The sequence below is a fragment of the Cyanobium sp. ATX 6F1 genome (assembly GCF_024346315.1).
Classification (GTDB): domain Bacteria; phylum Cyanobacteriota; class Cyanobacteriia; order PCC-6307; family Cyanobiaceae; genus ATX-6F1.
Genome location: NZ_JAGQCS010000014.1, coordinates 39,467 through 50,492 on the forward strand (window position 1 = coordinate 39,467; position 11,026 = coordinate 50,492).

Genomic DNA, 11,026 nt, shown 5'->3' on the forward strand with positions numbered 1-11,026 from the left:
CCAGGCCGCCTGGCGCCGGCGGAGATCGACCTACGGTGGCTGGGGCGATCCAACAGCCACAGCCAACGATGGATCCCGCCGGCACCAGCAGCACTGATGTGGCCTCCCTGCGCCGGGAGTACCGCCTGGCCGGACTGCGCCGGGCTGATCTGGCGGCCGATCCCATGGCCCAGTTCCGCCGCTGGCTCGCCGAGGCCAGCGCCGCCGAGCTGCCGGAACCCAACGCGATGGTGCTCTCCACCAGCGATGGGTCCCGCTGCAGTTCACGCACGGTGCTGCTCAAGGCCTTCGACGGGCGGGGCTTCGTGTTCTTCACCAACTACGGCAGCCGCAAGGCCACCGACATCGCCGCCTGCCCCCAGGTCAGCCTGCTGTTTCCCTGGTACGCGCTCGAGCGCCAGGTGGGGGTGATCGGCCGCGCCGAGCGCATCAGCCTGGGTGAATCCCTCGCCTACTTCGCCTCGCGGCCCCACGGCAGCCGACTCGGGGCCTGGGTCTCCCAGCAGAGCGAGGTGATCAACTCGCGCACGATCCTGGAGCTGAAGTGGGAGGAACTGCGGCGCAAGTTCGCCGGAGGTGAGGTGCCCCTGCCCGATTTCTGGGGCGGCTTCCGGGTGGTTCCCCGTGAACTGGAGTTCTGGCAGGGAAGGGAGAACCGACTCCATGACCGCTTCCGCTACGGGCGCAGCAACGGCGAGGAGGCCTGGGCGATCGAGCGCCTGGCCCCCTAGGGCCCGCAGGCCAGCCGGGCCGTTCAGCCGCCTCGGCGGGCCAGTCCCGTGCGTCTGCGCCAGCGCCGCAGCGCCACCAGCGACCAGATCCCCTCCGCTACCGCGAACGGCCAGGCACCCGCCAGCAGCCCGTAGACCCCCGAGGCCAGGCAACCGGCGGCGAACACCAGCACCCAGAACGGGGCGCGCTCCTCAAGGGCGTAGGCGATCAGCATCACGGCCACGGCCACCACGCCGAACAGGGTGAGTGGATCGAGAGCCATGGCGAGCGCAGGGGAAAGGGCTGGTGAGCTTGGCCCGTTGGCAGAGGAGGCCGTTGTGGTGTGAATCCGCGCCTAGCTTGGCCGCAAAGGGGGCGCCGGGCGGAGCGCAGGGATGGCCTTGACGGTGGGGATCGATGGGATGGGTGGGCTGGCGGACATGGCGGACATGGTTTTTTCGATGGGAGTTCAGGGGTTCACACCGCTGATCGACGGGCTGATCGTGTTCGGGTTGATCCTGGCCCGCTACTTCCTGGTGGCCGGCGGTTCCTACCTGCTGCTCTACCGCCCCGGCGCCACCCCGCAAGCGATCCCCCAGGCGCCACCACAACGACCCTCGGCGGTCTCGATCCGCCGCGACATCGTCCTCTCGGTGCTCTCGGCCGGGGTGTTCGCCCTGGCCACCCTGGTCCTGCTGGCGGCCCATCGCCACGGGCTGACCCGCCTCTACACGGAGGTGCCGGAGCCCCTGGGCGGCCTGGCCTACGGCCTGGCGAGCTACCTCCTGGTGCTGCTGTTGCAGGACGCCTGGTTCTATCTGACCCACCGGCTCGTCCACCTGAGCGCGCTCTACCCCTGGATGCACCGGGGTCACCACCGCTCCCGCTGCCCCAACCCCTGGACCTCCTTCGCCTTCGATCCCCCCGAAGCGGCGGTGCAGGCCCTCTTCCTGCTCGCGGTGGTGGCCCTGATCCCGCTGCACCCGATCACCCTGATCGCCGTGCTCACCACCATGACCGTCTGGGCTGTGGTCAACCACCTGGGCCTGGACCGGCTGCCCACGGCCTTTCCGCACCACTGGCTGGGCCGCTGGTTGATCGGGCCCAGCCACCATGCCCTGCACCACAGGCGCCCGGCGGTGCACTTCGGCCTCTACTTCACCCACCTCGATCGCCTGTTCGGCAGCGAGGATCCCGCCTACGTCAGCTCCCTGGGCACCGCTGCGCTGGGCGAGCCCGCCCTCAGCGACCCACGAGCAACGTGATCAGCCCCGAGAGCAGCCCGAGCCCGTGGAGGGCCAGGGGCACGGGCTCGCTGGGCGGGTAGGACGCCACCAGGCGCCGGCTGCCCAGGTGCTCCTGGGCGAAGTAGAGGGCACAGACCAACGCCCCCGCCACAGCCAGCAGTTGCCAGCCATGTTCGAAGCTGGCGGCCGCGAAACCCGGCCCGCGCCAGATCAGATGCTGGGCCAGGTGAAACACGCGCAAGGGCAGATCGGCGCTGAGCACGAACACCACGAACAGGGCCAGGAACTGGCGCAGGCGACGAGCGAACTCCGATCCCATCGATCCCCCCAGCTGAACCCACCCTGGTCAGCCCGGTCACCAATGGCACAGGCCATCGTCACATCGGTGGGGGCTCCGGGGCGGCAACAGCCAACAATGGGTTCAACTCCTCACCCACGCCCATGCCCCCCCGTTCCAGCCTCGCCCTGTTCCTGGCCACCGCCGGCCTGGTGGCGGGGGTCAGCGCCTGCGGCAAGACCCCCGAACCGACCATGGCCCCGGAGAACGCCAAACCCGAAGCGACTGCCCCCGATCAGTCGGCCCCCACGGCCAAGCCCCACGCCGCCAAAACCCCTGGCGCCAAGGCTCACGACGAGGGGAAGGAAGGCGGCGAGGGCGGCGAAGGGGGCGAAGGCTGATCAGGGCGAGGCCAAGGCGCCTCCGGCGCCTGGTCGGAACCGGGCCAGCAGCAGGGCGGCCGCCAGGGAGCAACTGGCGGATAAGCCGAAGGCCGCCGCTGGGCTGGCCGCCTGGTAGAGCCAGCCGAACAGGATCGACGCCGGCAGCAGCAGGGCCCCGGTGGTCAGGTTGAACCAGCCGAAGGCGCGGCCCCGCTGCTCCGGCGGGGCCAGATCCGCCACCAGCGCCTTCTCCACCCCTTCGGTGGCGGCCATGAACAGGCCATAGAACCCGAACAGGGCAAACAGGGCCATGCCCCCCAGCCTCAAGTTGCCGAGCAGCAGATAGAAGAGTGCGTAGGCGCCGTAGCCGCCCACCAGCAGTTGCCAGCGGCCCACCCGATCCGACCAGCCCGCCAGCGGGGCCGAAAACAGCATCGCCACCGCTGACACCGCCGCCCAGAGCAGCGGCACCTGGGCGGGGGGCACCCCCAGCTCCTGGGCCCGCAGCAGCAGGAACAGGTTGGAGGAGTTGCCCAGGGTGAACAGGGCCACCACCGCCAGGTAGCGGCGCAGCTCAGGCGGCAGGGATCCCACCCGCCAGTCGAAGCGAGCGGCGGGAGCCGCCGCCGGCGCGGTTCGGGGAGCAGGCCCCGGGCGTTCCCGCAGGCTCAGGGCCAGGGCCACGCACAGGGCCCCGGGCAGGGCGGCCCCGAGGATGATCTGGCGCAGGGGCACCTGCTGGGCCAGCAACAGTGCCGCCACCAGCGGACCGATGACGGCGCCGGCGTTGTCCATGGCGCGGTGCACCCCGAAGGCCAGCCCGCGCTGGTCGGCTCCGACGCAGCCCGCCAGCAGGGCGTCACGGGGGGAGGTGCGCAGGCCCTTGCCGACCCGATCGAGGAAGCGCAGCAGCAGCAACGCCGGCCAGGAGGCCACCAGGGCGATCAGGGGGCGGGCCAGGGCCGCCAGCCCGTAGCCGCCCACGATCCAGGGCTTGGTCCTGCGGGTGCGATCGACCACCACGCCGGAGACGAGCTTGAGCAGGCTGGCGGTGGCCTCCGCCACACCCTCGATCAGCCCCAGGGCCCGGGGCCCCGCCATCAGCACGGAGCTGAGATAGAGGGGCAGCAGCGGGTAGATCAGCTCGCTGGCGCCATCGTTGACCAGGCTGATCAGGCCGATCAGCCACACCTCGCGGGGCAGCACCGCCAGTGGTTGGCGCATCCGGGGCGAGCGACGGGACAAGCGACGCTGGCGAGCCTGGCATGACTCCCCAGCCGGCATGTCCGTCGGTGCTCACCAAGGCAGCGGCGGCCCGAGGCCAGGGCGACAATCGCCGCAACCGCCGCTCCGCCGTGACGATCGCCCCGACACCCGCCACGGGGCCCATGGAGTCGCCCGCAGGTCAGTCGGCTGCAGGTCAGTGGGCCACAGGTCAGTCACCCATCGACCAGCCGTCGCTCGAGCCGCAGACCGGCGAGAACCCCTTCTCACCGGATCAGGTTCTTGACGGGCTGCGGGCGGGTCATCAACGCTTCCTCGATGGTCATTCGCTCCATCCCCACAGCGACCGGCGCCGGATGCTGGAGCTCGAGGAGGCCCAGCACCCGATGGCGGCGGTGCTGGGCTGCGCCGATTCGCGCGTGCCGGTGGAGCTGCTGTTTGACACCGGCTTCGGCGATCTGTTCGTGGTGCGCAACGCCGGCACCATGTCGTTCACGGCGGCGATCGCCTCGCTGGAGTTCGCCGTGGGCCACCTGGGGGTGCCCGTGATCGTGGTGCTGGGCCACGACCGCTGCGGGGCGGTGCAGGCGGCCCTCAACCCGAAGCTCACCCTCACCCCGAACCTGGCCCAGGTGGTGGGGCAACTGCGCATGGAGCTCAACAGCCTGGGGGTGAGCGACGACCTGGAGCAGGCCTGCCGCCACCACACGCTCAACTCCGCCCGCAACCTGGTGGATTCGAGCGTGCTGCTCACCGACCGCATGCGCGAAGGCAAATTGCAGGTGGAGGCCGCCTACTACAACCTGCACACCACCTCGATCGACTGGATGGGCACGGTGATGCCGGTGCGGTTCACGACGATCTGAGCCGAGAGCCTGGCCCTGACCCTGGAGCGTCAGCGGTGCGAACGGCGCCTGTTTCGTCGCGCTGGAAGCAGGACCGGCAGGGTTCCAATGGCCCCATCCCTCACCCGAACTCTGATCACGTTTCAAGGTCACCTCCTCTGGGCGTGATTACGGTTCTAATAGGCACCGTTCAAGCGCCATGCACTTCTGGGCACCCGAGATCGACCCCGCCCATCCGATGGATTGCACGCAGGCGGAGCGCTATGCCGTACAACGGCTGGATACGGGCGTGTATCTCACCGTCGGCGGAGACGATCAACACCTCACCGAGGTCACCTCGAGCAAGGACGCCTATCTGTTTCACACCCATGAGGCCGCCCTGCGGGCGGCGCTTGAACTGAACGAAGTGGGACAGGGCCCCCTGGATGTGGTGAAGATCGAGTGACCTCGCCTGAGCCACCCCAGTGGTTCAGCCGCGGCCCATGGAGGATGCTGGTCCCACGACGATGCAACACCCCATGAGTCCGGCCCTCGTTCGGCAGAAACCGAAACCGGCAGCCCAGCAGGCCAGCGGCTCCAACGCGGCCAGCACCAGAGGCTTCGGCGGCAAGGCCGCCGCGACACCGAAAGTGGCGGGCGGCAAGGGGCGGAAGCGCAAGGGAACGGGCCTGACGGCGGCCGATCGCTCGCCCCTGGGCAAGAGTCCGGATCTGGAGGCGATCGAAGCGCGGCACCTGCTGGGCCTGGCCCTGGCGGGGCGCCTCAGCAGCGACGTGGTCACCCAGGCCTGGAAACGGGCGGCCGGCGAGCACCATCCCGACCGCGGCGGCCAGCACCACACGATGACCGCGATCAACGGCGCCCGCGACCTGCTGCTGGGCCGGCGGCTGGACTGAGTCCTTCGCTCAGACACCCCAGCCGTCCCACAACAAAGCCCGGTGAGCGGGTCACCGGGCTTTGCCCATTTGGAGGCCCATCGGGGCCAGAGGCTTGAGAGTTGTGCAACGGATCGATGGATCGATCCTCAGGTTGGGCGTAGGGGGCGGAGTGGCTGGCGCAGGCCCCTGGGGCCATGACGTTCAAGCGGTGGTCGTCCGTTGGACCCGGGGCACCTGGAGCGGTGCGGTGGGTGGCCATTGAGCACAGGGCTCGGCCGGATGACCCAAGATCCCAATGAGACTGTTGGAGCAGGGGTCCGAAACGTCAGCGCGCTCCTGACATCTGGTTAGGCGGCGTGTCGTCCATGGAGGTCTCCGAATCACGACTCCGCAGGCTCAGGTGCTGCGGTTGAGATCACCATCGGACGGACGCCACCAGCAGGCAATGGGTCGACTTACCCATTTGCCTGCGACCGATCGCAGCACGCTGGTCTTCAGCTGGAAGCCGAGGTGTAGAAGCGCAGGGCAAAGCCCCAGAACCAGCGGCTGAAGGCCAGCGCCGCCGCCGCCACGACCAACGAGGCCAGCAGCCAGCGGGCGCTGCCCGTGCCCAGGATCGCCTCGGCGGGCACGGTGGTGAGGAAGGCCACCGGCAGCACCACGGTGAAGAAGGTGCGCAGGGCCGCCGGATAGGCGCTGATCGGGTAGCGGCCGGCCACCAGAGCCGAACGCAGCACCTCGGTGGCGTTCCAGACCTTCACGAACCAGATGCTGGTGGCCGCCAGCACGAACCAGAGCGCATACAGGATCAAGGTGCTGGAGAGCAGCAGCAGGGACACACTCAGCAGCGTGAGCGGATCGGCTCGGGCGCCGGAGCGCGCCGCGGCCACCACGATCAACGTCAGTCCCAGCACCACCCCCGGCAGTCCCCAGGGCGACACCGTGCGCGCCGAGAGCCAGAACTGGCTGTCGATCGGTTTGAGCAGCACGAAATCCAGCGTGCCGGTGCGCACGTGGGTGACGATCGTGCTCAGGTTCGGCTGCAGCAGGGTGCTGGTGATCCCATCAAGCAGGGTGTAGATCCCCAGCACCACCAGCGCCTGCTCCCAGCTCCAGCCCCCCAGGCTGCGGCCATTGGCGAAGAACAGCGAGAGCAGAAAGACACTGCCCGCCAGGTTGCCGCCCACCGAAAGCAGCTCAATCAGGAAATTCGCCTGATATTCCAGCTCCGCCGTGAGCGAGGTGGCCCAGAAGCGCCGCAGGGTGCGCCGATAGCGTCTGAACGTCGAGCGCAAGTTCGCCGTTGGTGCTGGCATCATGCCCCCATCGCCGAGTAACGGCGCACGCCGGCGCGCCACAGCAGCAGCACGAACGGAAACACCAGCAGCGTCCAGCCCAGCAGGGCCCCGAAGCCGAGGGCCAGATTCACCTCCCCACCGCTGAGCAGCTGGGCCGGAAAGCCGATCATCCAGGGGAACGGCGTGGCGTAGGCGAAGGCGCGCATGCCCTCGGGGAAGGTGTCCAGGGGCGCCACCAGGCCGGAGAGGAACAGGTAGGGGATCATCTGCAGGCGCTCCAGGGCGGCGGCCCGTTCACTCCAGAAGCAGAGCATCGTGATCAGGCTCTGGATCAAAAAGCGCAGCAGGAACACCATTAAGGTGGCCAGCACCGCCAGCAGGAAAGTCGCAGGCGTTGGCAACCAGAAGGTGTGGGGCAGCACCAGGAACACCAGCGCCAGAATCACGACCACGAAGGGCAGCCGGGTGGCCTGCTCCGCCAGGTGTGCGGCCAGGTAGCGCCACAACGGCGGCAGCGGCTGCAGCAGGTAGGGGGAGAGGCGGCCCTGGAGGTTGTCCTCCTCAAAGGCATGGATCACCCAGATGATCGTGAACTGACGCACCACGAAGGCCGCCAGGAAGTAGCGCGTCAGCTGCAGGGGGCTGAAGCCTGAATCAGCGGCGGCCCCCGAACCGCTCCAGACCCCGAGCATGATCAGCGGCAACACACCGGAGAGCGCCCATAGGGCGATCTCGGCGCGGTACTCGAGCATCAAGGCGTATTGGCTACCCAACAGCACCCGGGCCAGACGGAGGGCATGGCGGGCGGCTCGAAGGGTGGCTCTCACGTAGCGGAGGGGGCTTGGGGACGTTGAACGGGAGGCGCAAGGCTGAGGTGCCGGGCCTGGCGCACGAAGCTCCGATCAAAGCTCAGCAGCACGGCACAGCTGCCGCTGCCCTGGTGGTGCAGGGCATCAGAGAAATCGAGTCCCTTGCGATGGAGCTCCAGGGCGCCCCGCACCAGCTCCTCCTGCTCGAAGCGCAGCTGTCGCACGCTGAGCAGTCCAGCGAAGGCGGCCAGCACGGCCTGTTTGTCGAGCTTGTAGGCCCCCCGCAACACCCACTCCAATTCCAGGGACACCGTGAGCGGCACGAAACAGGCCTCGGAGGCCTCGATCGCCGCCGCCGCGAGGGCGGCCTGGGCGGGGTCGTCGTTGGTGACCAGGCGCACCAGCAGGTTGGTGTCGAGGGCGACGGGACGTGCCATTCAGGGGCGAACGGCAAAGGCCGCCGGGTCCATGGCTTCGATCGGCAACGCGGGCCCCCGGTAGCCACTGCAGCCGATCACCTCCGTGGCCCGGTGGGTCCTGGGGGCGGATTCGACCTCCAGCCGCAACCCTTCCCCCTCCAGGGTCAGAGAGAGCCTGGAGCCGGGACCAAGCCCCAGCCGGCGGCGCAGAGCCGCGGGAATCACCAGCTGCCCCTTGGAGGACAGGGTGACCAAGGCGCCCTCCCCGGTGTCGGAATCCTGTGGGGAGAGAACGGCCACGACGATGAACGTCTTACCTGAGTAAGCATAGCCATCGCTGGTCAGACGATCACCCCACCGATCCCTGGCGAAACAGCCGCCCGATCAGCTCCTCCACAGGCGGCTCGCTCACCTCCAGATCCACCACCTCAAAGGCCGTGAGCAGACGACCCACCGTGGCCGTGAGGCCCTCGCGAGGAATCAGCAGTCGCACCTGGTGCCCCTGGCACTCCTCCAGGCTGCCGTAACCGGCGAACGCCTCCCGTGGCTGGGGCTGCTTCAGCTCCAACCGCACCTGGCGGTGGGGGGCGAGCCGTTCGGTGAGGGCCTCGAGGGAGCCGTCATGGAACAGGTGGCCCTGGTGGATCAGCAGCACCCGCGGGCAGAGGGCGGTGATGTCGCCCATGTAGTGGCTGGTGAGCAGCACGGTGGCACCCGTGCGGCGGTTGTAGTCAGCGAGGAAATCACGCACCCGCACCTGGGCGTTGACATCCAGCCCCAGGGTGGGTTCATCCAGGAACAGCACCGCGGGCTGATGGAGCAGGGCGGCCATCAGCTCGGCCTTCATGCGCTCGCCCAGGGAGAGCTTGCGCACCGGCCGCGTCAATTCGGGGCCCAGTTCGAGCATCTGCGCCAGCTCGTCGATGCGGCGCTTGGCCACAGCGTCGGGGATGCCGTAGACGGCCGCATTGACCCGCAGGGAATCGAGCGGTGGCAGGTCCCAGATCAACTGCTGCTTCTGACCCATCACCAGCGTGATCTGGTTCAGAAAAGCGCCCTGGCGCCGGGCGGGCTCGAAGCCCGCCACCCGCACCGAGCCGCCCGTGGGGTGGATCAGCCCCGAGAGCATCTTGAGGGTGGTGGTCTTGCCGGCGCCATTGGGGCCCAGAAAGCCCACCACCTCCCCAGGTTCGACCTGGAAACTCACCCCGGTGACCGCCGGCACATCACGGTGGCGGCGCGCCACGAAATGGCGCAGCGTGCCGCGCAGACCCGGCTGCTTGTCGGCGACCCGGTAGGTCTTGGAGAGGTTGTCGGCGCGGATGATCGGCATGGGTGCGCTGGTTTCCGCCTGGAGTCCAAGCTAGGCAGACCACCTTGGACCCTCGCGCCCAGGCGACGACCCAGCCAGCGCGGCAACTCGGCATCCTTCAGCCTCCGCCAGCACCCACTAACGTTCGGGCCATGCAGCCGAAGAGGGTGCCGGCAGCCATGACCTCTCCCAGCCAAGAGCCGTTGCCCACCGCTCGGCTCCTAACGGGCCCGCTGAGCACCGAGGCGGCCCTGGAACTCTTTGATCGGCTGGAGCCGGTGGCGGAGGAGAGCCTGATCGGCGCCTGGCGGGGCAGCAGCTATGCCACCGGCCATCCCTTCGATGGGCTGCTGGAGAACTGCCACTGGCATGGCAAACGCTTCGAGAGCTCAGAGGTCGTGCACCCGCTGGTGTTCCGCCGCGCCGGCGGACAACTGATCAGCCTTGAACCGCGACTGCTGATGCCGGGCCTGGGCGCTCTGGAGCGCATGCCCTGGCTGGGCGCGCCCTGGGTGGGGCGTCTGTTCCAGGCGCTGATGCCACTGCTGGCGACGGGGCAGTCGCGGGCCCGCCTGCGCCTCACGCGCTACCGGGGTGTGGAGTCGGCCACGATGCTCTACGACCACGCGCCGATCAACGACGTCTTCCGCCGGATCGACGACGACACCCTGCTGGGGCTGATGGACCTCAAGGGCCAGGAGCGGCCGTTCTTCTTCCTGTTGCGGCGGGAGAGCTGAACGGCGCCCCGATCAGGGCAGGTTGCCGGCCTGGCTCAGGCGGCCAGAAAGCGCCGGTTCACCTCGTTCCAGTTGATCAGATCCCACCAGGCGCTGATGTAGTCGGGGCGGCGGTTCTGGTACTGGAGGTAGTAGGCGTGCTCCCAGACATCGAGCCCGATCAGGGGGAGACCGCGCTCGAGGCCCGGCAGGTCCATCAGGGGATTGTCCTGGTTGGCGGTGCTGGTGATCGCCAGCTGGCCATCGCTCCTGCGGATCAACCAGGCCCAGCCCGAGCCAAAGCGGGCGGCGGCCGCCTGGTTGAACTGCTGCTGCAGGGCCTCCAGGCTGCCGAAGCTCGCGGCGATCGCCTGCTGGAGTTCAGGTGAGGGAGCTCCGCCCTGGCCTGCCGGTGCCATCACCGCCCAGAACTGACTGTGGTTCCAGTGGCCGCCGCCGTTGTTGCGCACCGCCGCAGGGAAGCGCCCCACCTGGGCCTGCAACGCCTCCAGCGACAGATCGCCCAGGCCCGGATTCGCGGCAATCTGGCCGTTGAGGTTGCTCACGTAGGCGGCGTGATGGCGGTCGTGGTGGATCGTCATCGTGGTGGCATCGATCGCGGGCTCCAGGGCTGCCGGTGGGAAGGGCAGGGGCGGGAGCTCGAAGGTCGCCCAGGCCGGCAGGGCGGCACCCAGCAACACCAGGGCGCCAAGCGCTGCCAGCAGGGCCCGCCGAAACCAAAGGAAGCTCACGATCGGGCCCAGGCAGTTCAGCCCGGTTCTAGGAGTTTGTTGCCAATTGAGCAGCGAACCCCTGGCCACAGCGGATCGACCCCTGAGCTGAATAGCTGAGACTCCGTCCTTCTGCTGTCCGGGCCCCATCGATGGGCCTCAGTCAGCCGCTGCTA

Annotated in this window: 16 protein-coding genes; 7 read left to right on the forward strand and 9 right to left on the reverse strand. The window is 68.9% G+C overall.

What is annotated here, in order from left to right; translation table 11 throughout:
* Positions 1–68: 68 nt before the first annotated feature.
* Entirely contained in the window at positions 69–731 is a 663-nt protein-coding gene (pdxH, locus tag KBZ13_RS15100) for a pyridoxamine 5'-phosphate oxidase (RefSeq protein WP_255010677.1), read from the forward strand.
* 23 nt (positions 732–754) lie between these two features.
* Here the strand turns inward: pdxH and KBZ13_RS15105 are convergent, their stop codons facing one another.
* Positions 755–994: a hypothetical protein gene (locus KBZ13_RS15105; protein ID WP_255010679.1), complete on the reverse strand. Its 240-nt coding sequence runs from the start codon at positions 992–994 to the stop codon at positions 755–757.
* A gap of 112 nt (positions 995–1,106) precedes the next feature.
* Between KBZ13_RS15105 and KBZ13_RS15110 the strand changes: the two genes are divergently transcribed.
* On the forward strand, positions 1,107–1,976 hold the full coding sequence (locus KBZ13_RS15110) for a sterol desaturase family protein (protein WP_315859651.1): 870 nt from the start codon (positions 1,107–1,109) through the stop codon (positions 1,974–1,976).
* On the opposite strand, the gene KBZ13_RS15115 is transcribed toward KBZ13_RS15110, so the two are convergent.
* A complete protein-coding gene (locus KBZ13_RS15115) occupies positions 1,954–2,277 on the reverse strand; it encodes a hypothetical protein (protein WP_255010681.1) in 324 nt (107 codons plus the stop codon). The two genes, KBZ13_RS15110 and KBZ13_RS15115, sit on opposite strands and share 23 nt — an antisense overlap.
* Positions 2,278–2,399: 122 nt before the next feature.
* Here KBZ13_RS15115 and KBZ13_RS15120 point away from each other — a divergent pair, with 122 nt between their 5' ends.
* The gene (locus tag KBZ13_RS15120; protein ID WP_255010682.1) at positions 2,400–2,636 is read left to right on the forward strand and encodes a hypothetical protein; all 237 of its coding nucleotides are present in this window, start codon (positions 2,400–2,402) and stop codon (positions 2,634–2,636) included.
* Here the strand turns inward: KBZ13_RS15120 and KBZ13_RS15125 are convergent, their stop codons facing one another.
* Positions 2,637–3,842 carry an MFS transporter gene (locus tag KBZ13_RS15125; protein WP_255010684.1) on the reverse strand — a complete coding sequence of 402 codons (1,206 nt, stop codon included), beginning with the start codon at positions 3,840–3,842 and terminating at the stop codon, positions 2,637–2,639. It abuts the gene before it with no gap.
* Between the two features lie 41 nt (positions 3,843–3,883).
* Here KBZ13_RS15125 and KBZ13_RS15130 point away from each other — a divergent pair, with 41 nt between their 5' ends.
* From KBZ13_RS15130 to KBZ13_RS15140, 3 genes are all read left to right on the forward strand, one after another.
* Positions 3,884–4,708, forward strand: a complete 825-nt coding sequence (locus KBZ13_RS15130) for a carbonic anhydrase (protein ID WP_315859652.1) — start codon at positions 3,884–3,886, stop codon at positions 4,706–4,708.
* Positions 4,709–4,886: 178 nt separating this feature from the next.
* A complete protein-coding gene (locus KBZ13_RS15135; protein WP_255010686.1) occupies positions 4,887–5,132 on the forward strand; it encodes a hypothetical protein in 246 nt (81 codons plus the stop codon).
* Between the two features lie 73 nt (positions 5,133–5,205).
* Positions 5,206–5,583, forward strand: a complete 378-nt coding sequence (locus KBZ13_RS15140) for a molecular chaperone DnaJ (protein WP_255010687.1) — start codon at positions 5,206–5,208, stop codon at positions 5,581–5,583.
* A gap of 476 nt (positions 5,584–6,059) precedes the next feature.
* Here KBZ13_RS15140 and KBZ13_RS15145 read toward each other — a convergent pair whose 3' ends face one another.
* The 5 genes from KBZ13_RS15145 to KBZ13_RS15165 all read right to left on the reverse strand — a co-directional run bounded on the left by KBZ13_RS15145 (position 6,060) and on the right by KBZ13_RS15165 (position 9,424).
* Complete coding sequence (locus KBZ13_RS15145; protein ID WP_255010689.1) at positions 6,060–6,860, reverse strand: ABC transporter permease; 801 nt, start codon at positions 6,858–6,860, stop codon at positions 6,060–6,062.
* Positions 6,861–6,880: 20 nt separating this feature from the next.
* Positions 6,881–7,615 (reverse strand): ABC transporter permease, encoded by a 735-nt coding sequence (locus KBZ13_RS15150; protein WP_255010704.1) that lies wholly within the window; start codon positions 7,613–7,615, stop codon positions 6,881–6,883.
* Between the two features lie 71 nt (positions 7,616–7,686).
* Entirely contained in the window at positions 7,687–8,109 is a 423-nt protein-coding gene (locus KBZ13_RS15155; RefSeq protein ID WP_255010691.1) for a type II toxin-antitoxin system VapC family toxin, read from the reverse strand.
* Positions 8,110–8,391: an AbrB/MazE/SpoVT family DNA-binding domain-containing protein gene (locus KBZ13_RS15160; RefSeq protein ID WP_255010692.1), complete on the reverse strand. Its 282-nt coding sequence runs from the start codon at positions 8,389–8,391 to the stop codon at positions 8,110–8,112.
* 49 nt (positions 8,392–8,440) lie between these two features.
* The gene (locus KBZ13_RS15165; protein WP_261359085.1) at positions 8,441–9,424 is read right to left on the reverse strand and encodes an ATP-binding cassette domain-containing protein; all 984 of its coding nucleotides are present in this window, start codon (positions 9,422–9,424) and stop codon (positions 8,441–8,443) included.
* A 158-nt stretch (positions 9,425–9,582) separates the two neighbouring features.
* Between KBZ13_RS15165 and KBZ13_RS15170 the strand changes: the two genes are divergently transcribed.
* Positions 9,583–10,140: a DUF4334 domain-containing protein gene (locus KBZ13_RS15170; RefSeq protein WP_255010695.1), complete on the forward strand. Its 558-nt coding sequence runs from the start codon at positions 9,583–9,585 to the stop codon at positions 10,138–10,140.
* 35 nt (positions 10,141–10,175) lie between these two features.
* Here the strand turns inward: KBZ13_RS15170 and KBZ13_RS15175 are convergent, their stop codons facing one another.
* Entirely contained in the window at positions 10,176–10,823 is a 648-nt protein-coding gene (locus KBZ13_RS15175) for a superoxide dismutase (protein ID WP_409995673.1), read from the reverse strand.
* Between the last annotated feature and the right edge of the window lie 203 nt (positions 10,824–11,026).

Coding starts and splice junctions, on each gene's coding strand:
- pdxH (WP_255010677.1), top strand. CDS start 69: ATGGATCCCGCCGGCACCAGCAGCACTGATGTGGCCTCCCTGCGCCGG.
- KBZ13_RS15105 (WP_255010679.1), bottom strand. CDS start 994: ATGGCTCTCGATCCACTCACCCTGTTCGGCGTGGTGGCCGTGGCCGTG.
- KBZ13_RS15110 (WP_315859651.1), top strand. CDS start 1,107: ATGGCCTTGACGGTGGGGATCGATGGGATGGGTGGGCTGGCGGACATG.
- KBZ13_RS15115 (WP_255010681.1), bottom strand. CDS start 2,277: ATGGGATCGGAGTTCGCTCGTCGCCTGCGCCAGTTCCTGGCCCTGTTC.
- KBZ13_RS15120 (WP_255010682.1), top strand. CDS start 2,400: ATGCCCCCCCGTTCCAGCCTCGCCCTGTTCCTGGCCACCGCCGGCCTG.
- KBZ13_RS15125 (WP_255010684.1), bottom strand. CDS start 3,842: ATGCGCCAACCACTGGCGGTGCTGCCCCGCGAGGTGTGGCTGATCGGC.
- KBZ13_RS15130 (WP_315859652.1), top strand. CDS start 3,884: ATGACTCCCCAGCCGGCATGTCCGTCGGTGCTCACCAAGGCAGCGGCG.
- KBZ13_RS15135 (WP_255010686.1), top strand. CDS start 4,887: ATGCACTTCTGGGCACCCGAGATCGACCCCGCCCATCCGATGGATTGC.
- KBZ13_RS15140 (WP_255010687.1), top strand. CDS start 5,206: ATGAGTCCGGCCCTCGTTCGGCAGAAACCGAAACCGGCAGCCCAGCAG.
- KBZ13_RS15150 (WP_255010704.1), bottom strand. CDS start 7,615: ATGCTCGAGTACCGCGCCGAGATCGCCCTATGGGCGCTCTCCGGTGTG.
- KBZ13_RS15155 (WP_255010691.1), bottom strand. CDS start 8,109: ATGGCACGTCCCGTCGCCCTCGACACCAACCTGCTGGTGCGCCTGGTC.
- KBZ13_RS15165 (WP_261359085.1), bottom strand. CDS start 9,424: ATGCCGATCATCCGCGCCGACAACCTCTCCAAGACCTACCGGGTCGCC.
- KBZ13_RS15170 (WP_255010695.1), top strand. CDS start 9,583: ATGACCTCTCCCAGCCAAGAGCCGTTGCCCACCGCTCGGCTCCTAACG.